Here is a 19,368-nt window from a genome sequence, read left to right as displayed (position 1 = left end):
CCATCTTATGTACAAGATGAGGGCTGGTTCTCGTAGCTTAGTTTTTAAACAGCGGCAATGACGCCGACCACGGAAGCAGTTTGTCCAGCAGATCCGGATCTTTGGGATCGGCAAGCTGGGGCAACTGCTCGAAGAGATATTGCAGATACTCTCCCATAGGCGTGCTTTATTTCTTCGCTGGTTAGGGAAACATCGGTGCTTAGAAAAGCTTTCATGTGTTTCGGATCAAAGCCACAACCTTCTTCCCAGCACAGCAGAACAACGGAATTCTACAAGAGATTAAGCTTCCTTCATAGCGATACACGCGGTAAGCGGAGGAGCCGATGGTCACCAAATCGGTATCCCGTTTCGAAACGTAGGAAGCAAAGCCTTTTAGTGATTGCCGAAAGCTTTTTGGGTAGAAAATACGGTTTGTTTTCAACCTGCTAATGACATGAAAGCCTCGTTTTGCACTCGTTTGAAGCACCGAAGACGAAGGATACCACGAATCCATCAACACATAAGTGGGGCAAGTAGACTCAGGGACGGCTTGAAACATTTCGCAAGCTAAGGTAATCTTGCTCTTTCCTTCTGGATCGTAACGTTCCGTACCAAATGGATACACCTGATCACCTGAATGGAGCAGCGTTTGAAAAATGGCATGCCCATACACGTTCTGGCCCTTGAGATGGGAATGCTGAAAGGAAGCTCCTTGAATCGTGTGCGATGCCTGTGACGAAGGCTTGGTTTTTTTAGCACACGGTATCGTCCAGAATCACAAACATCGGGTCAAGTTCTCGCAGAGCAGCCGCCTTGATTTGCTGAAAGGCTACTTGTTGAACAATGCGTTGAAGGACCTGTTCATCCCAGCTTCCGTGAGCTAAGAAATGACTCAAGGTTCTGCGATTTCGATCCTTCAAGCTTTCCCGATGGATATCGGTTAAGGTACCCGAAAATCCAAGAGAAAGCATGCCATCTACGAAGTGCTGAATGTGATGAAGCACGGGTTTGGTGAAATAAAGTGGGAGTTATGGAACTGTTTTTGAGCAAGTACAGTTGGTAAATCAAGCGCAAAAAGTTTTTTCTATTAATTTAAAGTCAAAACGGACGGTAAACGAAACAATGCGTGTCATCTACTTAATTTCCGCCCTTCTTTGTCGAGAAACAACAGTTCGTAGTATTTTTGGGGTCGCCCTTTACTGTTGTCCCGTTTTTCAAATACCGTTTGCACGTACTTACTTTCTTCAATTTTGTTAAGGATACGGTTTGCACCTCTGACGGTCATGGACAGGCACTCGGCAACATCCTCAGAGGATAATTTATTGGTTCTCATGATTTCTGCATAGGACATAATTTTTTGCAAATTGATGTTGTTGATTCCGATCCTTTTGGCTAACGCAATGATTTCTGGGTCCCCCTGTTCGGAGAACTGGATGACATTCATGCTCCGCATGGGGCCGACAACCTTCTGATTCTCGTCTATAAAAAAGCTGCAACTGCCCGTAAAGGCCTCCGCCTGTCTGTGAGCTTTGGTAGCGTTGACGTTCGCTTGAAAATATTCATGCCCCGAGCCCCACCCAATTTTCACATTGTCGCTTATGCGCTCTTCCAGATATTCCAGCAGGGTGCAGTTATGCGCGTTAGAGGTGATCCTCATGAAATTTCCGTAGGTAGTGTACAGTCTGACAAAGCCTTCTGAAATTTGGGCCGTGTCTGCCAGATTCATGCTGTGCAGAAACCTGCCGACAAGGACTTTTAGCTCATGAAGCTGCTCTTCAGAGGGTGGCTGCTCTGTTATGGCCGATAAGCATGCAACAACTGCCCTCTGGTTCTTAAGCTTGAGGATGGTAATTTCGTTGATGATCTCGCTTATGGTCTCTTTGACGTTCTCCAAGGTGGGGCGGATTAAGATATATCTGACTCCGTGCTTTTGCAGTTCCGGGACAAAATGGCCGAACGCAGTGATGGACAGGTCTATTTTCTCGTCTTCCCACAGAGTGATATGGTTCTCCAGCATTGTCTCCACCCGTTCGAGCAGATTTCCACTGTCAATGGGCTTGCCCTCATGAGTCAGGTATTGCTGGAATTCGCTGAAAGACTCGATGATATACGCATAATCCACATAGATCCGAGAAATATCCAGCCCAGGTTCTGTAACCAGCAGCCGGAAAAGCTCCCTGTACAGCAGGTTCTCATCATCCTGCAAAATGTGAACAGGCACCTTGTCATCCAGGCTTTCCTTATCGATGGACTCGTAAAGCATCCTGCCGCTAATCACAAATCCATCCACCGAATCCAGGTTTTTGAGATAGATGTCTGTTGTTTCCCGGAAATTGCTGATTGTAAGAAACCGGAACTGACATAGTGGCCGCATTTCTTCTTCAATGGCGCGGAAATAGTCCATATGAGTCTCAGGCGTGATAATACCCAGCTTGATTTTCATGATAGATTCCTTTCATTAACAGTTCAATCAAAAGAGTTATATCACAATAAATGTGATATTACAATGTTTCGGCAGTCTCTGAAATAATGTTCTTAAAATGTCTTAATTCATCTTGACAACGAATGGATTTGAAAGTACGATCGAGTTGTTCTTAAAATGTCTTAAAATATGAAGGGGGAATGTTTACCCTGTTCTTACGTTCATTCAATTTGTGCTTTGGGAGATGTTCATTGTGATTAAAGAAGCTGGAGACTTTTTGAGCATGGCCCATCAGCTGCAGGACAAATTGGCTATGTACAGGCATCATCTTCATGCGGTTCCGGAACTTGATTTAAGTTTACCCAGGACAACTGCATACGTAAAAGAGGCGTTAGAGTCGATGGGGCTTAAGCCCACTCTCGTAGGAGAATCAGGGCTAACGGTTACGATCGGCGGACAACATGCCGGGAAGGTGATTCTGATCCGTGCGGATATGGATGGGCTACCCATTCAAGAAGAAACGGAGCTTTCTTTTGCCTCGTTGAATGGAAACATGCATGCATGCGGTCATGACTTGCATACTTCCATGCTGCTCGGAGCTGCGGAGATCCTGAAAGCCAGCGAAGGGCAGCTTCGTGGGATGGTTAAGCTTGTGTTTCAGCCGGGTGAAGAGACTTTGAACGGGGCAAAGATGATGCTTGAGAATGGGATTCTTGACAATCCTAAGGTGGATTCAGCCATGATGCTCCACGTGTTGACCGGAATGCCAATTCCTACTGGGCAATTTGTAGTGCCTGAGGCCAGAGGAGCGATTTCAGCTTCTTCGGATTGGTTCGAAATCATCATCCGCGGAAGGGGCTCACATGGAGCGATGCCTGATTCCGCAGTGGACCCCTTAAATGTGGCTGCTCATCTTCATTTGGCACTGCAGGGTATCCTTAGCCGTGAAATTTCGCCAATTGATAATGCAGTTCTTACTATTGGAGTGATGGAGGGCGGAAGTACAAACAATGTGATTCCCGATACGGCCAGAATGAAAGGCAGTGTACGCACATTTAACGCCGCATTGAGGGATAAAATGGAAACCCGCATCCACGACATTTCTGCAGGCATTGGAGAAACTTTTCAGGCAAAGGTGGAGGTGATCTATACCAGGGGATGTCCTGAGGTGAAAACAGACAGCGGGCTGAACCGGCAAATGAGAACGACGATTGCAAACACTTTTGGCGCGAGTTCCTTCATCGGTATAACCCAACTGGTACCCGGTGGTAAATTGATGGGATCAGAAGACTTCGCATTTGTCTCACAGGCGGTGCCAAGTACCACAGTGTTCCTTAACGCAGGCAATATCGAGGAAGGCTATAGTTACCCTGTACACCATCCAAAGACGATGTTCTCGGATGAAGTGCTTCATAGAGGGGCTGCGGCTTACGCTGCTTTCGCCAGAGATTGGCTTGAAAGTAATAGATAATTTCTAAACCAAACTTAGGAGGAATTAAAATGACAGAGAGACGTATGATTGGACCCACCAAATTTGAAGAGTACTCGGAGAAATACAAGGAATTCCTGTTAATGACCCGCCGTGACGGAATCATTGAAGTGCGGCTTCACACGGACGGAGGACCGTACAAGCATAACTGGGAAGCCCATACGGCATGGTCCCATGCCTGGTCAGATATTGGCCGTGACCCAGAGAACGAAGTCATGATTATTTCTGGAACAGGGGATAAATGGGTAATCGGGGACCCGGAGGTCTGGAATACGAAATTTATGGATTGGCCGAAGCAAAAGAAGCTCGAACAGTATCATGAATCACTGAGACTGCTTGAAAATCTGATCTTCTGCATCGACATTCCGACCATCGGGGCTGTCAACGGTCCGGGAACGCACTGTGAACTCGCAACGCTCTGTGATATTACCATTTGTACAGAAGACGCAGACTTTTTTGATCCGCATTATCTGGGAGGCACGCCTCCGGGAGATGGAATGCTGCTCACACTGCAGAGCATGATCGGTTTCAAAAAAGCAGCCTACTACGCATACACCGGCAAGAAAATCAATGGTCAAACCGCCTTGGACTTGGGTATCGTTAGTGAAGTCCTGCCCCGTGAGCAGCTTCTTCCCCGCGCTTGGGAGCTCGCGGAGATGATCATGCAGGCACCGCGTTCAACGAGACATCTGTCTCACTCCATTATCTCCCGTCCATGGAAGCAGGCTCTGGTCAGTGATCAAGGGTTCCAGCTTGCCCACCAGATGTACGACATGGCGATTGATGAAGAAGGAGCACTGGAGCGGCTGAAGAAAATGCAGGGACGCCTGATGGGCAAAGATGTTCAATAGAAAGACGACGGGACCTACACGGTTCGAAGAGTACTCGGAGAAGTACAAGGACTTATTCCTCATGACTCGCCGCGGCGGTATACTCGAAGTGCGTATGCACACTAACGAGGGACCTTTACAATTCGACTGGCCGGTCCAAGCAGCATATGGTCATGTATGGTCAGATATTGGCCGTGATCCTGAGAATGAGGTCATGATCCTTACAGGGACAGGAGAGCTGTGGCAAATAGGCAATCCTGAAGTCTGGACCGCCAAATTCATGGATTGGCCGAATCGCCGGAAGCTGGAAATGTATCATGAATCGCTCAGAATGATTGAAAATATGATTCATTGCCTTGACATCCCCACAATTGGGGCGATCAATGGCACGGGCTCACATTGGCAGTTGGGGACGCTTTGTGATATTACCGTTTGCGCGGAAGACACAGCGTTCTTCGATGCCCATTATCTGGGTGGTGTTCCGCCTGGAGATGGAATCGTTCTGGCACTTCAAAAGATACTGGGAAGTAAGAAAGCAGCATACTACGCATACACGGGGATGAACATTACTGCCCAAGAGGCATTAGACCACGGTCTGGTCAGTGAGGTGCTGCCTCGTGAACAGCTTCTTCCACGGGCATGGGAGCTGGCAGAAAGCATTATTCAGGCCCCTCGCTCGGTAAGACATCTCACTCATTCGATTGTGTCGCACCCGTGGAAACAAGCTCTTGCAGAGGATCAGGGTCTCCAGCTTACTCACCAATTGTATGACATGGCCATTGATGAAGAGGGAATTCATGAGCGGCTGATGAAGCTCAAGGAACGTTTTCAGAGGAATGGGCGATAGCCGGAAAGGATGTATGGGTGCTATGAGATCGTTGACTGAGCTATTTAAGATTGGCAGCGGACCGTCCAGCTCCCATACCATGGGGCCGGAGAAAGCGGCCAGAATCTTCAAATCAGAAAATGAAGATGCAGACCAGTTCAAGGCGTTGATCTATGGTTCCCTTGCCAAAACAGGCAAAGGCCATATGACGGACAAAGCTATTATTAGAGCACTGTCGCCCGCTCCAGCGGAGGTCCAATTTGTTCCGCAGCCTGACTTTGTTCTGCCTCATCCCAATACCATGGACTTGTTTGCTTACCAAGATGGGCGGCAAACCGCATTCATGCGTGCTGTCAGTATCGGCGGAGGAGATATCGTAATTGAGGGGCGGGAGGAGGCGCATGGGCCTGATGTTTACCCGGAGAATACCTTTGCAGAGATCAGTGCCTTTTGTAAAGCGAATCATATCCGTCTAAGCGATTACGTCGAACAGCGTGAAGGCAAACAAATCTGGGATTTCCTCCAAGGCATCTGGGAAGCGATGAAGCGTTCAATCGACGAGGGGCTATCCGTCACAGGTATTCTGGAAGGCGGTCTTCATGTCGAACGCAAGGCGAAATATCTCTATCATCAGGGGCATGTGGATGAGAGCCCGGAGACACGTGAGAACCGGATCGTCAGCGCGTACGCTTTCGCCGTCAACGAACAGAATGCCGCCGCCGGCACAGTCGTAACGGCCCCGACCTGTGGAGCCAGCGGTGTTGTGCCTGCCTCACTCCGTTATATGCACGAGAAGATGCAGGTCCCGGACGCACAGATCCTCCGGGCTCTGGCGGTTGGCGGGCTCATTGGTAATCTGGTCAAGCAGAACGCCTCGATCAGCGGCGCTCAGTGCGGCTGCCAGGCGGAGGTGGGCACGGCTTGCTCTATGGCAGCGGCTGCACTGGCTGAATTGTCCGGTATGGAGATCGACCAGATAGAGTATGCGGCGGAGGTTGCGATGGAGCACCACTTGGGGTTAACCTGTGATCCAATTAACGGACTGGTTCAGATTCCTTGCATTGAGCGGAATGCTGTCGGTGCGATGCGGGCGCTCAATGCGCTGAGCCTAGCTAAATTCTTGTCTGGTACCCGTAAAATATCTTTTGATCTGGTTGTGCAGACCATGTATGAGACAGGCCAGGATATGAATAGCCGTTACCGTGAAACGGCAGAAGGCGGGCTCGCTAAGCTCTACAAAATGGACGGTTAAATGATACTGCCATGATGGGGCATTAATTCCATACTTGTGTAATGAGACGAAGAACGTCCCTTGTTGCCGGTTGGCAGAAGGGACGTTCTTTTTGGGAAGGCCATGTAAGGCGGGCTACTGCGGTCTCAGCATGGTCGAGCCGGGTAGTTTGACCAAGGCAGAGTTGGTCGCCCGTGTGAAAATCAGTAGTAAAATCCCCATTATCATCGGTTGAAAATCCCCCATCTACTGCCGACATACTCTCCGGAGGGAGAGAGTCGAGATTGGTTAAGAACGGGGAGTATTTCAGGATGAAAGACATGCGGAAAAAGGGATGAGCATCACCCAGATCGCAGGCAAACTGGGGCGTGACCGCAAGACGGTCAGGAAGTGGTTGCAGGCAGACGAGCCGGTCGGCTACGTAAGACGCAAGCCGGCGGCAGGGAAGCTTGACGCCTACAAAAATTACATTCGACATCGAATGGCAGAAGGCTGCCTGAATGCGAGTGTCATTCTGGACGAGATTCGAGAAAAAGGCTATACCGGTGGCAGCACCATTTTGCGCGTCTTTATGCAACAAGGCGACAGAGCGGTTTGAGACGCCGCCCGGCGAGCAAGCGCAGGTGGACTGGGGGCACTTCAGGGTGGATCACGACGGTCGGATGAAACGCCTCTATGCGTTTGTCATGGTGCTTGGCTACTCGCGAGCGATGTATCTGGAATTCACAGAGGACGAGCGGCTGGATACGCTCATGGGCTGTCATACGAGAGCCTTCACGTACTTCGGCGGCATCACGCAGAACTGCCTCTACGACAATATGAAAACCGTCGTCATCGGGCAGGACGATGACGGCGAGACGATTTGGAACGAGCAGTTTGCGCGGTTTGCCAAGTACTACAGCTTCACGCTTCGTCGCTGCAAGCCGTATCGGCCGAGGACGAAAGGCAAGGTAGAAAATGGCGTCGGCTATGTCCGAAAGAACTTTTGGCCGCGTGTACGCACGTTTACGAGTCTGCAGGATCTTAATGAACAGGCCAGGCACTGGCTCGACACGGTCGCGAATAAACGTTTGCACGGCACGACATTTCGAGTGCCGCTGGAGCTGTGGAAAGAGGAACGTCTTACCCCAGTGAACGACGTCTCCTTCGCTTACGCCGAGCGGCATCAACGGAAGGTCACGAGCGACTGCTACGTCTCGTACGAGGCGAATCGGTATACCGTCCCATTTGCCTACGTGGGATCCCTCGTGGAGATCCAGGACGAGAAGAACGGCTCGCTGCGCTTCTACTGCGGCGGTCAGCTCATCGCCGAGCATCCCAAGTCCATGGGAAAGCACCAGATCGTGAGCAATAAAAAACACTTCGAGGGTATTCGCAGTACATCGAGTCGTCCGGTTGGAGAGCCCACGCCTCGTTATGTATCACAAATCGCACCAGAAGTGTCGGAACGCTCGCTATCGGTTTACGACTCGCTTATGGAAGAGGCGGTGTTCCAATGATTCTGCAAGAGAGATTGGAGACGGCGATTCGCCACTTTGGGTGGGTCCGCATACCGGAAATCATCCATCAGCACGCCGAAGAAGCGTCTAAAGCGAATATATCGTATTTGGAGTTTTTGGACAAGCTGTTGGCGGAAGAGCTGCTCGCCAAGCACGACCGGTTCATCCAGACACGGACACGCCTTGCGCATCTGCCGTCCCGCAAGACGCTGGATCAGTTCGATTTCGCCTTCCAGCCGTCGGTCGACGAGCGCCGAATCCGCGATCTCTCCACGCTTCGCTTTGTGGAGCATCAGGAGAATCTCATCTTCCTCGGTCCGCCCGTTGTGGGCAAGACGCACCTCGCCGTAGCCCTGGGGCTCGAGGCGATCAAGCGGCGTCATACCGTCTATTTCATCACGGCGCATGACCTGGTGCAGACCTTACAGTCCGCTCACCTGACCAACACAATCAAACAGAAGATCAAAATGTTCATCAAGCCCGACCTGCTCATCATCGATGAGATCGGGTACCGGAAGATGGACGAGACGGCTGCCCACTTCTTCTTTCAGATCGTTTCCGAGCACTATGAGCGCGGCTTGATCCTGCTGACATCGAATAAGACGTTTGGCGCCTGGGGCGATATTTTTGGCGACACCGTGCTGGCGACAGCCATTCTAGACCGCCTTCTCCATCATTCCAGCACGGTTAATATCAAAGGCGAAAGCTAGCGCATCAAGGAGAAGAAAAGGGCCGGCTTCTTCCGCCCTGAACCTGCAGAGGACGCTGGAGCCGACCGATGAAACTGGGGAATTTTGAACCGATACTTTGGGGGAAATTTCGACCGATGTTGACAAAACCCCCTGTCTCGGCGAATACCGAAAGGCTACACTGTTCCAAAGCAGGGCTGTTATTTATGCTCGGCAAATCGCCACCAAGCCACCGTTCCGGCAAATCCTGCTAGTCCTATGGAAGCAAGTATCGCCATGCTGCTCCAGTGGAGCTCGGCTCCGGTTAGCAGCAGGACTGGAATCGTCCATGGGAAATAAGGTCCGAAGCCCAACTGCACGACTACGTTGGAGACGATGACAATGACAAAGGTGACTCCAATCGGTGCGAGGTAACCTCGGGTGAGATTGGCGATGAAAGCGCTCGTCGTGCTGACGAGCATGATCAGGAGGCTGGCGGACATGAATGGCCAGAAAACATGCAAGACTGCGGATATGGATCCTCCGCCGACGCCAATCAGGGAACCCGCGCCCGCGATGACCGCAAAGGTGAAAATAGCCATTCCTGTATTCCAGACCGCGATGGCGATAAATTTCGCCAATACCGTATAGGTCTTGGGGACCGGCTTCACAAGGATGTCCTTGATGGTATTGTTAGTGTACTCCACTCCAAAAACCCAGGCGGAGGTGAATGAAAATCCTACGACGAGCAAGGCACCTATGGAGCCGAGCAGCTCTGCGAAGTAGGCGTCCCAGTGCGCTGTGGAACTGTTGAACATAGCAATCATCAGGGGTAATGCCGTAAAGGCCCCGAGCATAACCCAAAAGACGATAGAACGCCCTATTTTACGAGCTTCGTTGTGAAGGAGAGAAAGGAGCTTCATGCCTGCTTCCTCCCCTCTGTACGGATCATGCGCAAGAAATAACCTTCCAGATCTTCCGTCACGACGCTCAGATGAGTCGGAGGCTGACCCATTCGCACTAAAATTTCTGCGATTTTCTCCGGCTGAGAGATCGCTCGGCCTTCTGCCAAGGCCAAGCGCCCATCCGCGGCTTCTTCATAGCTGTACCCATGCTCTTTAAGAATACGCATCAGGGCAACGCGATTGCGTCCGTCCAGGATGACGCTTTTTTGCAGGGCTTGCTCCATTTGGCTTACCTTCATATCCTGGATGAGCTGCCCTTTGTGCATGATGCTTATACGGTCCACCAGCTTGGATAATTCCTCTAACAGGTGGCTGGAGATGAGGATGGTGACGCCTCGATTGCGCGACAAGTCGAGCAGCAGCTCCCGGATTTCGACAACACTGGCAGGGTCAAGTCCGTTGATCGGCTCGTCCAGTATCAATACCTCCGGGTTGTGGAGCATAGCCTTTGCCAATCCTAACCGTTGTTTGTTACCGAGGGAAAGCGTTCTGGCTTTCTTGTCCTGATGAGCTCCCAGATCAAGCTGCTCGATGACGCGAGCAATGGAATTGCGGTCGGAGATCAGGTGCATCCTGCGGGCAATGTCCAGATTTTCCGTAACCGTAAGTTCTGGATAAAAGATGGCTTCCTCCAAATAGCCAACCTTCTCCCATAGCTTGTAATTGCCGGCGTCTACCTTGCTCCCAAGCATGTAGATGCTGCCGGATGATGGCCTCAGTAACGAAAGCAGCATTTTGATGGTCGTGGTCTTGCCGGCTCCGTTCAACCCAAGGAAGCCGATTACCTCCCCGCGATTCACCTCCAATGAAAGATTGTGCACGGCTTGGTAATCGCCAAAGCTCTTGCTGACATTCTCAAGCTGGATGACGTTGGTATTGCCCATGGTGTCTCTTCTGATTGTTCTCATTCTATAACCTCTCTCTATGTGGGATAACCAGTACTTTAGTCGCTCTATATCAACTGAACCTCAAGTGAGGCCGCGAATCGGGGTTGATGTTCGGTTTACTTTGAGACAGTATAATAAGGCTATGGGGAGGGAGGGGGGCACCGTGTTTAATATACTTGTGGTCGAAGATGATGCCAATACGCAAAAGCTGCTCTGCGCTGTGCTCAAGCATGGGGGGTTTAATGCCTATCCGGTTAAGAATGGGCTCGAGGCGCTGAGCAGGATGGAGGAGCAGCGCTTTGACTTGATTGTGTTGGACCTGATGATGCCGGAGATGGATGGTTATCAATTATGTAGGGAATTGCGCAGCGTTGGGGACCATATCCCGATCCTGATGGTGACGGCTATGCATGACATCACGGATAAGCACCAAGGCTTCCTTGCGGGGACGGACGATTACCTGACGAAGCCGTTCGACGAGCAGGAGCTGCTGTTTCGTATCAAGGCACTGCTGCGCAGAGCGCAGGCTGCCAGCGAGCACATGCTCGTGTTGGGAGAGACCACAATGGATTACAACGCGCTAACGGTTACGAGAGGAGCGGAGCAAACCTTTTTGCCCCAAAAGGAGTTTTACTTGCTGTTCAAGCTGATGAGCTATCCTGACAAAATATTTACTAGATTGAATTTAATGGAAGTGATTTGGGGGCTGGATACCGAGATAGATAGCCATACCTTGAATGTCCATATCAATCGATTGCGCGACAAATTCAGGGGCAATCCGGATTTTGAGATCGTGACGGTGCGCGGGTTGGGATACAAGATCGCGAAGCGCGTGTGAAAGGGATGAGAAGGATGCCAAGCAGGCATAGAATTGTTCCACATAAAATCAGTCTGGCGTTTTCCTTGGTAGCGTTGGTATTTGTGGTCATGGTGCTATCGATTGGTTCCGCAGGCTTGCTTGCTTTTTTGCTTTATCGGGCAGGTCTGCTCGACATGAATCAGCCGGCGCCGATGCGCGGGGTGTATGTGTTGTTATATATCAGCTTGTTCCTGGGGGTGGTGATCGCCGCGCTGTTGAGCCGGCGCTCGGTGAGGCCGATCCGGGATATGATGGAAGCCACGAGTAAGGTGGCGAAGGGGGATTTTTCCGCTGAGGTGACGGCGAAGGGAAGCATTGTTTTTGAGCTGGATGCACTGGCGGCGAGCTTTAACAAGATGGTGCAGGAGTTGAAGGGGATTGAGACGTTACGCAGTGATTTCGTGCGGAATTTCTCCCATGAATTCAAGACCCCGATCGCCTCGATCAGCGGCTTCGCCAAATTGCTGAAGAAGGGTGGCCTCAGCGAGGAAGACAAACAGGAATATCTGGACAGCATTATCCAGGAATCCGAACGATTGGTCGGTTTATCGACCAGTATTCTCAACCTGTCGAAGGTCGAGAATATTGAGATCGTGAGCGAAAAGTCCGTCTATCGCCTGGACGAGCAAGTCAGGCTGGCGATCCTGATGCTGGAGCCGAAGTGGAGTGCCCGCAACCTCCAGTTGGAGCTTGCCTTGGACGACGAGATCGAGATATGTGGCAATAAACATTTGATTCAGCAGGTGTGGATCAATGTGTTGGATAATGCGATCAAGCATTCGAGCGGTGGCGGGGCGCTAAAGATTGGCTTATGGCAACGCGGTGAGGCGGTGATATTTCGGCTTGAGGATCAAGGATGCGGGATGAGCCAAGAGACGATGCGGCGGATGTTTGACAAATTTTATCAAGGCGATGCTTCTCGTACAATGGTGGGGAACGGACTCGGATTAACGTTGGTAAAGCGCATCGTCGAATTGTGCGAAGGATCGATTGAGGTGGAAAGTGAGCTTAATAAAGGTTCGATTTTTACGATCAGTCTGCCTTTGGGGGCAGAAGCGAAATTGTAGTTCAGGAAAATAGTAAACATTACGGAAATCTGATTGTTAAATAGCCTATCGGAATTAAAGTCGGCCAAAAGGGTGAAAAATGACACATCCAACACCCTAACCGAATCGCGGCTGGTCCTTCGGGCCTTAAGGGAGTTGGACATCGTGAATACAAGAGTGTTAAGCGAAATTCCCGCAACGCAAGTTCATAAGAACAGGAGAACAACAATGATCATTTTTCAGAACAATGAAATTTGTCTAAGAAGTCTTGAAGAACAAGATGCTGATTTACTTGTTAAGTGGCTCTTAGATCCCATAGTCCTACAGTATTATGAAGGACGGGATCGAGCGCATGACAAAAAATTAGTTCAAAAGCACTTTTACGAGAATAGGGATGAAATTACACAATGCATTATCCGATATCAATCGCATGATATTGGTTATTTACAGTTTTATTTGATAGATGAAGAAGAGATTGAGAAGTATGGTTACGTCGGTTTCTACGGAAAGATCTTTGGAATGGATCAATTTATCGGGGAGTCATCATTTTGGAACCAGGGAATCGTAACTCAATTAATTAATGAAACAGTTAGATATTTGATCGATAAGAAAGAAGCGAAAAAGATTGTAATGGATCCGCAGGCATGGAATACAAGAGCTCTTAAGGTATATGAGAAGTGTGGGTTTACTAAGAAGAAGTATTTGGAGAAGCACGAATTTCATGAAGGACAATATAGAGACTGTTGGCTAATTGAATATGAAGAGCATTGATGTGGGATATTCGATGAAGGGGGGAACTTTGCTTAACACCATATTCACGTATCGGGGCGTTGCCCCTCGGACCGGCAGGAGCTAGAAACGGTATCGATGAGGTATATCAGTTTCAGGGAAGGGGTGCAGCCGGGCACATTCATCTCCCTAAGATAGGAGCTATCTCTGGGAGATTGACTTCGTGAATAAAAATGTTAAGTGAAAGACTCGAATTGCAAAGGAGAAAATATGCAAAATAATATTGTCTCAATATCATTGTTCATTTTATTGCTAGGGATCTTTTTTTGGGTTTATTCTTTTGAAATTGGAGGCACATTTTTTATTTTGATGATTATTGGAATTCCAATATTTATTACAGGACTGTTTATTGGGGCTGTACATGATATTTTGATAAGATATATAAGGAAAGCAAATTATTTAAAGTACATATTCTCAAATATATACTATATAGTAGCGGGTGGATTATCTGCATATATCTTGATATTAAGTTTGACTAATTATATTTTAAATTCAGTAAGAGTCATCGGCACAATTACTGTAATTGCAATTATTATATGCAACATCAGATATTTGTTAAATAATCTGACTCATATGAAGTTCGAAAATGTTTAATTGAAAGCAAATCAGGATGTCGAGTCCATCACCAACACCATATTCACGTATTGGGAGTTGCCCCTCGGTCCGGCCGAAGTTGAAGAGGATTTGAATGGGGCAAACGCAGATTGCGGAGGAATCTCGGGCGTCGTGAATACAAGACCGTTATACGCAACCTCGGAACCCAAAATGACCGTTTGTTTGGAGGTGCTCCAATGTCGCTGAGGAGAAAGGTTTTAAGTACAATACTGTTACTATCATTCGTAATAATCGGTACATATTTAATCTTGAACCAATTAATAGTTCTAGATAGAACGAGCCAGACATTAGGGGAATATGATTATGGTTTAACTTCAGCAGATGTAGAAGTACTAGTAGAAGGAACGGGTAAACAAAACATTACTGGCAATACAGTTTCAACAAATGTGAAGATCAAGGCCCTTAGATGGAATAATACCTCAAACAACCTTGCTGAGGGAAGAGAAATTGAAGTGAACGAATACTTTGTTGTATATAAAAATCGAAAAGTGCTAAGCACACTATTCGTTCCTGGAAGAAGCATTTATGGTATGGGGACAAGTTATAAACGGCCCAAGAAGGGCGAACAAAGAATAATCCATCTGAAATTTAATATTGAGACAAAACAGTATTGGATAATGCCTGAAGAGCTAGTGAAGAAATGATGGATCGATTAAGCTCCTTCATGTAGCCAGAGCAGCGTATAACACCAATTCACGCTTCTGGGCATTCGGCGCTCTGTCCGGCAGGGGGGAGAGGAGGTTGCTGCAGCCGGACACATCAATCTTCCTAAGGTAGGAGCTATCTGAAACACATGAAATTAATGAGAGATGAGGAATATACATGAGTTGGGATGTAGTTCTTATGAAATTACCAACAGAAATAAATAAGATTGAGGATATAACTGAAGATAATATGGGATCTTTAGGGAGCAACAATGAGGTTGTTAGTATTCTTCAAGGATTGTTTCCAGACGCAGATTTCAGTAATCCTTCCTGGGGGACATTAGAGAGAAGTGATTATTCTATTGAATTTAATATATCATTAAAAGATATTGATTGTATTTTGCTACATATAAGAGGCAAGGATGAGGCCATTGAAGCATTTAGACTTATATATAAGGAAACAGGATGGAAAGCACTGGACGGAGGGACTGGCATAATAGATTTTGACAATGAACCAGAAAGAGGATTGCATGAATGGCAACAATATAGAGACCATGTAGTAGATAATACCTTATTTAAAAAGAAGTAGTATCATTTCTGGAAGTAAACTCGAAGAAGAAAGTGTCTTCGCAAAACAACTTATTCACGCTGCGGGTCTGAAGACGCTTGGTCTACCCGATGCAATTTAGGGAAGTAGTGTCAGGCAGACAACCCTGCACTGGTAAGTATAAACTAATTACAAAATTAAGTATTTGGAGGACAGTTAAGTGCCAAATATCAAGCGAATTCTTTATGCTTTGGCAGTTTTTATAGTCCTATTAATCATCATTCAAGTAATTGTTAGTGCAATAATCACTTCAGTAATTTCTGATGTCTTTTTAAGGAGCCTTAGTACTCTCTTGATATCTGTAGGAATTTCATTTTATGTGACTCGGGGAATTATAAGTAGAAAGTCTCAAAGGAGATTATATTAAACAACAAAGTGTTACATGAAGAAAATAAAGGATAAAATGCAACAGAGAAGGCTCAAGGGAAAGTTCAGCATAAAGAGCCATTAGAGCATACTTGCGAGTAATTCAAGGAAGTCGGAATAATCCGTTATAACCATATTCATGCATCAGGGCATTCGCCCCTCGGTCCGACCGGAGACAGAGGTATTTCGGGGAGGTATTTCAGTACTTGGAGAAGTAGAAGCAGCCGGACACATCCGCGGTCGGACCCTTGCGGGTCCTAAAGTCGGTGGGACGTCGTGAATACAAGAACGTTAGCTGCAATTGCATATCGTTAGTGGGGGATAAGTATGGAGAGTCTAAAGCTCAATTTTAGAAGATTAAAATTACTAGATAATGAAGTGATTTTGGACATCCAGCCAATAATTTATGAAGATAATTTATATTATGCAATTACGAGAAACGGGAAAATAGTAGAAATCAATACTGAGGAAGAATCTTTTAACACTGTATTTTTGTTCGACAATGGAGAAATAGATTTTAATTTGAGTGTTTCTATTCTAATTTCATCAGATCGAAACATTGTCGCAGTGTTTAATACATATGGTCGTAATGGAGAGGTAATTGATATACAAAAGAATAAAATCATAATGAAATTCAGTAGAGACGATTACCATCATGAGCAGACTATTTTTCCATTCTCATTTGCCAATTACAAAAATCAAATACTCGCCATACACGGAACTCAGTGGAATAGACTGGATATAACAAATCTAATGACTGAAGAGTTGTTAACATCAAGAGCAGACCCGAAAACAACCGATCCCCATTATTTGAATTATTTTCATGGACAACTTTTATTATCACCTGACAAGGAATGGGTCGTGGATAATGGATGGGAATGGCATCCGACTGGCTCGGTTACTACTTGGAACATAAATCAATGGATTAACAATAAATGGGAATCCGAAGATGGGGAAAGCAAGAAAGAATTATGGTGGGGAAAGGAGGACTGGAATGATCCAATCTGTTGGATCAGCGACACCCTAGTTGGAGTTACTGGAAGAATCGATATTAGTTTTCTTGGCGAGGATGATATCACAGACCCAACTAAGGGATCAGTCTTTAGACTATTTGATATTACTGATGGAAGTATCATTAAAGAATTTGAAATTAGCTATGGGAAATTATTCTTTGATACATTTTTATTTTGTTCATCTCAAGATAAAGGGTTTCAAATCTATGATCTCATAAATGGAAATGTGCTTTTTGAGGACAATACATTTAAACCATTGACTTACCATAATACAACAAATGAGTTTATTGAAGTCATAGATAATGAATTAATAATTTGTAAGATCATCAATGGAGATTTCAACTTCAGTTAAAACCATATTCATGCACCGGGGCATTCGTTCCTCGGTCCGGACCGGAGGTTCGACTGGAGCAATCTCAGATACAGGGGATTATATTCAGTAGGACATATCCAACTCCCTAAACGTAACGCGGCCGCCCTTTGGGCTTAAGGGAGTTGGACATTGTGAATAAAAAACGTTAGGCGAAATATGACTAAAGAATGGGTGGAGATATGAAATATTCAATGTTAGATAATGGAGTAGATTCATTAAAGGCTACTTACCTGTCCATACAAAATATTGAAATACAATACGACCCTACTCTGGCTGGGTATCATCATATCAAAGATGCCATTCTTACAATTAATCATGCAAACGAGATTTTATTTAAATACTTTCTAAAAACGAAACAAGAGCATTTGATCTATAAAGATATAACAAACTACATTAACGCAAGAAAACAGATGAAGGAAAATCATATTGCGCATATTATGGACACGAAAGTAAAGCTTGAAACGATATCATTCCATGAAGCAATTGATAGATTGGAATATATTTGCGGTGAGGAAATACCCATTGCATTCAAAAAGTTATTAAAGGATTTAAATAACTATCGAAATAAGATTATGCATTATGAAATTTCAATTGAAGAAGAAGAGGTAAGGAAATTAATTCACAAATTAAAGAGTTGCTACGACTATACTATTAGATTCTTTGATGAGAAATTTGGGGGTATTAAGAAGCGGTTCACTTCTTTAAGATTTGATTTTACATTTGAAGATTATGAGTCTACTTATTACGAAGAATGGGCTGACAGTCAAGCATTGTATGAATTTGATATGTTAGATTTAATGGGAAATAGGCGAGGCGGGTTTAGTAGTTAGAGGGAGTATTCGACTGTATGGGAAAGGCTAATGTTCAGTTGCAAAAATCAATCCATTTAATTATATGAAATAGGTGACACAATATTAAATTACTCTTTGTATGTAGTCGTAATAAATGGCGTAGTCTAACGGCAGAGAAAATTTTTGATAGATTTAATGGTTATGAAGTAAGATCTGCCGGAACAGAGGAAGGCGCAAGAATAAAGGTTACTGAAGGACATATAGGTTGGTCAGACATGATATTTGTAATGGAGAAGAAACATGTAAGAAGACTTAAAGATAAGTTTTCAAATACATTAGAGAGTAAGAAATTAATATGCCTTGATATTCCTGATGATTATAGATTTATGGATGAAGAATTAATAGAAATATTGAAATCAAGAGTATCAGAATATATTGAAGTGCCAGAATAATAAATATTGATGAAATGATTTGAATAGAGAACAAATCGCATAGGTGAGCACTTCAAGGCGCCCCTGACTTCTTATAACAATATATTCACGTATTGGGACTATGCCCCTCGGTCCGGCAGGAATTTGATGTAAGTCGATGAGGCATCTCTGTATACAGGAAAGCGAGATCAGCCGGACACGTCAATCTTCCTAAGGTAGGAGCTATCTAAGAAAGATCGACATCGCGAATACAAAACGTTATGGGAAAGCACTTGAAACACATGAAATTAATGAGAAATGAGGAATATACATGAGTTGGGATGTAGTTCTTATGAATATACCAACAGAAATAAATGAGATAAAGGATATTACTGAAGATAATATGGGATCTTTAGGAAGCAACGATGAGGTTGTTAGTATCCTTCAAGGATTGTTTCCAGACGCAGATTTCAGTGATCCTTCCTGGGGGACATTAGAGAGAAGTGACTATTCTATCGAATTTAATATATCATTAAAAGATATTAATTGTATTTTGCTACATATAAGAGGCAATGATGATGCCATTGAAGCACTTAGACTTATATATAAGGAAACTGGATGGAAAGCATTGGATGGAGGGACTGGCATAATAGATTTTGACAATGAACCAGAAAGAGGATTACATGAATGGCAACAATATAGAGACCATGTATTAGATAATACCTTATTTAAAAAGAAGTAACATCATTTCTGGAAGTAAACTCGAAGAGCAAATGTCTTCGCATAACCTAATACACGCTTCGGGGCACTCGGCGCTCTTCCGGCAGAACTTAGAAGAGGATTCGACGTTGCAATAGGCAGTTTCAGGAAGAAGAATCAGCCAGACATATCCAACTCCCTAATCGCTCCGCGCCTACTCTTCGGGTTTAAGGGAGTTGGGCGTCGTGAATTCAATAACATTATCTGAAAGCCCCTAAATGCATTAATTTTCAAATACATTTATTTGTTGTATGATGAAATAGATAATTAGGGAAGCGAGGTTATTCTGTGATTCCTCCT

At 45.9% G+C, this 19,368-nt stretch carries 18 protein-coding genes and 1 pseudogene; 16 read left to right on the top strand and 3 right to left on the bottom strand.

What is annotated here, in order from left to right; genetic code table 11:
• Positions 1 to 1,108 precede the first annotated feature (1,108 nt).
• Complete coding sequence (locus ACFO1S_RS14860) at positions 1,109 to 2,422, bottom strand: transcriptional regulator (RefSeq protein WP_204605448.1); 1,314 nt, start codon at positions 2,420 to 2,422, stop codon at positions 1,109 to 1,111.
• Between the two features lie 223 nt (positions 2,423 to 2,645).
• Here ACFO1S_RS14860 and ACFO1S_RS14855 point away from each other — a divergent pair, with 223 nt between their 5' ends.
• From ACFO1S_RS14855 to istB, 7 genes and pseudogenes are all read left to right on the top strand, one after another.
• Complete coding sequence (locus tag ACFO1S_RS14855) at positions 2,646 to 3,872, top strand: M20 metallopeptidase family protein (RefSeq protein ID WP_378127041.1); 1,227 nt, start codon at positions 2,646 to 2,648, stop codon at positions 3,870 to 3,872.
• A gap of 29 nt (positions 3,873 to 3,901) precedes the next feature.
• A complete protein-coding gene (locus ACFO1S_RS14850; RefSeq protein WP_204605446.1) occupies positions 3,902 to 4,741 on the top strand; it encodes an enoyl-CoA hydratase/isomerase family protein in 840 nt (279 codons plus the stop codon).
• 61 nt (positions 4,742 to 4,802) lie between these two features.
• The gene (locus tag ACFO1S_RS14845; protein WP_378127040.1) at positions 4,803 to 5,567 is read left to right on the top strand and encodes an enoyl-CoA hydratase/isomerase family protein; all 765 of its coding nucleotides are present in this window, start codon (positions 4,803 to 4,805) and stop codon (positions 5,565 to 5,567) included.
• A gap of 22 nt (positions 5,568 to 5,589) precedes the next feature.
• Positions 5,590 to 6,798 (top strand): L-serine ammonia-lyase, iron-sulfur-dependent, subunit alpha, encoded by a 1,209-nt coding sequence (locus ACFO1S_RS14840; protein WP_204605444.1) that lies wholly within the window; start codon positions 5,590 to 5,592, stop codon positions 6,796 to 6,798.
• Positions 6,799 to 7,111: 313 nt separating this feature from the next.
• The gene (locus ACFO1S_RS14835) at positions 7,112 to 7,375 is read left to right on the top strand and encodes a hypothetical protein (protein ID WP_378127038.1); all 264 of its coding nucleotides are present in this window, start codon (positions 7,112 to 7,114) and stop codon (positions 7,373 to 7,375) included.
• Positions 7,323 to 8,276: an IS21 family transposase gene (gene istA, locus ACFO1S_RS14830; RefSeq protein WP_378127036.1), complete on the top strand. Its 954-nt coding sequence runs from the start codon at positions 7,323 to 7,325 to the stop codon at positions 8,274 to 8,276. Before ACFO1S_RS14835 ends, istA begins: the two co-directional genes overlap by 53 nt.
• Positions 8,273 to 8,983, top strand: a pseudogene (gene istB, locus ACFO1S_RS14825) (IS21-like element helper ATPase IstB); the annotation flags it as partial. The gene istA and the pseudogene istB, both read left to right, overlap by 4 nt.
• A 182-nt stretch (positions 8,984 to 9,165) precedes the next feature.
• Here the strand turns inward: istB and ACFO1S_RS14820 are convergent.
• Positions 9,166 to 9,867, bottom strand: a complete 702-nt coding sequence (locus ACFO1S_RS14820; RefSeq protein ID WP_204605443.1) for an ABC transporter permease — start codon at positions 9,865 to 9,867, stop codon at positions 9,166 to 9,168.
• Positions 9,864 to 10,817 carry an ABC transporter ATP-binding protein gene (locus tag ACFO1S_RS14815; RefSeq protein WP_204605442.1) on the bottom strand — a complete coding sequence of 318 codons (954 nt, stop codon included), beginning with the start codon at positions 10,815 to 10,817 and terminating at the stop codon, positions 9,864 to 9,866. Before ACFO1S_RS14815 ends, ACFO1S_RS14820 begins: the two co-directional genes overlap by 4 nt.
• 142 nt (positions 10,818 to 10,959) lie before the next feature.
• Here ACFO1S_RS14815 and ACFO1S_RS14810 point away from each other — a divergent pair, with 142 nt between their 5' ends.
• The 9 genes from ACFO1S_RS14810 (at position 10,960) to ACFO1S_RS14770 (ending at position 19,051) form a co-directional block, all read left to right on the top strand.
• Entirely contained in the window at positions 10,960 to 11,634 is a 675-nt protein-coding gene (locus ACFO1S_RS14810) for a response regulator transcription factor (RefSeq protein ID WP_204605441.1), read from the top strand.
• A gap of 14 nt (positions 11,635 to 11,648) precedes the next feature.
• On the top strand, positions 11,649 to 12,722 hold the full coding sequence (locus ACFO1S_RS14805) for a HAMP domain-containing sensor histidine kinase (RefSeq protein ID WP_204605440.1): 1,074 nt from the start codon (positions 11,649 to 11,651) through the stop codon (positions 12,720 to 12,722).
• A 144-nt stretch (positions 12,723 to 12,866) separates the two neighbouring features.
• A complete protein-coding gene (locus ACFO1S_RS14800) occupies positions 12,867 to 13,472 on the top strand; it encodes a GNAT family N-acetyltransferase (RefSeq protein WP_378127032.1) in 606 nt (201 codons plus the stop codon).
• 809 nt (positions 13,473 to 14,281) lie between these two features.
• Positions 14,282 to 14,749: a hypothetical protein gene (locus tag ACFO1S_RS14795; RefSeq protein WP_204605439.1), complete on the top strand. Its 468-nt coding sequence runs from the start codon at positions 14,282 to 14,284 to the stop codon at positions 14,747 to 14,749.
• A 178-nt stretch (positions 14,750 to 14,927) separates the two neighbouring features.
• On the top strand, positions 14,928 to 15,338 hold the full coding sequence (locus ACFO1S_RS14790) for a hypothetical protein (protein ID WP_204605438.1): 411 nt from the start codon (positions 14,928 to 14,930) through the stop codon (positions 15,336 to 15,338).
• 711 nt (positions 15,339 to 16,049) lie between these two features.
• Entirely contained in the window at positions 16,050 to 17,087 is a 1,038-nt protein-coding gene (locus ACFO1S_RS14785) for a hypothetical protein (protein WP_204605437.1), read from the top strand.
• Positions 17,088 to 17,287: 200 nt separating this feature from the next.
• A complete protein-coding gene (locus ACFO1S_RS14780) occupies positions 17,288 to 17,938 on the top strand; it encodes a hypothetical protein (protein ID WP_378127030.1) in 651 nt (216 codons plus the stop codon).
• 83 nt (positions 17,939 to 18,021) lie between these two features.
• A complete protein-coding gene (locus ACFO1S_RS14775) occupies positions 18,022 to 18,351 on the top strand; it encodes a low molecular weight protein tyrosine phosphatase family protein (RefSeq protein WP_204605505.1) in 330 nt (109 codons plus the stop codon).
• Between the two features lie 289 nt (positions 18,352 to 18,640).
• Entirely contained in the window at positions 18,641 to 19,051 is a 411-nt protein-coding gene (locus ACFO1S_RS14770; RefSeq protein ID WP_204605435.1) for a hypothetical protein, read from the top strand.
• Positions 19,052 to 19,368 lie beyond the last annotated feature (317 nt).

Origin of the sequence: Cohnella boryungensis (genome assembly GCF_042651945.1) — a bacterium.
In the GTDB taxonomy this organism is placed as follows: domain Bacteria; phylum Bacillota; class Bacilli; order Paenibacillales; family Paenibacillaceae; genus Cohnella; species Cohnella boryungensis.
This window is presented reverse-complemented; position numbering and strand designations above follow the sequence as displayed.

What these genes read in the sequence shown, in the direction of transcription:
- ACFO1S_RS14860 (WP_204605448.1), bottom strand. Translation starts at nt 2,422, where the DNA reads ATGAAAATCAAGCTGGGTATTATCACGCCTGAGACTCATATGGACTAT.
- ACFO1S_RS14855 (WP_378127041.1), top strand. Translation starts at nt 2,646, where the DNA reads ATGTTCATTGTGATTAAAGAAGCTGGAGACTTTTTGAGCATGGCCCAT.
- ACFO1S_RS14850 (WP_204605446.1), top strand. Translation starts at nt 3,902, where the DNA reads ATGACAGAGAGACGTATGATTGGACCCACCAAATTTGAAGAGTACTCG.
- ACFO1S_RS14845 (WP_378127040.1), top strand. Translation starts at nt 4,803, where the DNA reads ATGACTCGCCGCGGCGGTATACTCGAAGTGCGTATGCACACTAACGAG.
- ACFO1S_RS14840 (WP_204605444.1), top strand. Translation starts at nt 5,590, where the DNA reads ATGAGATCGTTGACTGAGCTATTTAAGATTGGCAGCGGACCGTCCAGC.
- ACFO1S_RS14835 (WP_378127038.1), top strand. Translation starts at nt 7,112, where the DNA reads ATGAGCATCACCCAGATCGCAGGCAAACTGGGGCGTGACCGCAAGACG.
- ACFO1S_RS14820 (WP_204605443.1), bottom strand. Translation starts at nt 9,867, where the DNA reads ATGAAGCTCCTTTCTCTCCTTCACAACGAAGCTCGTAAAATAGGGCGT.
- ACFO1S_RS14815 (WP_204605442.1), bottom strand. Translation starts at nt 10,817, where the DNA reads ATGAGAACAATCAGAAGAGACACCATGGGCAATACCAACGTCATCCAG.
- ACFO1S_RS14805 (WP_204605440.1), top strand. Translation starts at nt 11,649, where the DNA reads ATGCCAAGCAGGCATAGAATTGTTCCACATAAAATCAGTCTGGCGTTT.
- ACFO1S_RS14795 (WP_204605439.1), top strand. Translation starts at nt 14,282, where the DNA reads ATGTCGCTGAGGAGAAAGGTTTTAAGTACAATACTGTTACTATCATTC.
- ACFO1S_RS14790 (WP_204605438.1), top strand. Translation starts at nt 14,928, where the DNA reads ATGAGTTGGGATGTAGTTCTTATGAAATTACCAACAGAAATAAATAAG.
- ACFO1S_RS14785 (WP_204605437.1), top strand. Translation starts at nt 16,050, where the DNA reads ATGGAGAGTCTAAAGCTCAATTTTAGAAGATTAAAATTACTAGATAAT.
- ACFO1S_RS14780 (WP_378127030.1), top strand. Translation starts at nt 17,288, where the DNA reads ATGAAATATTCAATGTTAGATAATGGAGTAGATTCATTAAAGGCTACT.
- ACFO1S_RS14770 (WP_204605435.1), top strand. Translation starts at nt 18,641, where the DNA reads ATGAGTTGGGATGTAGTTCTTATGAATATACCAACAGAAATAAATGAG.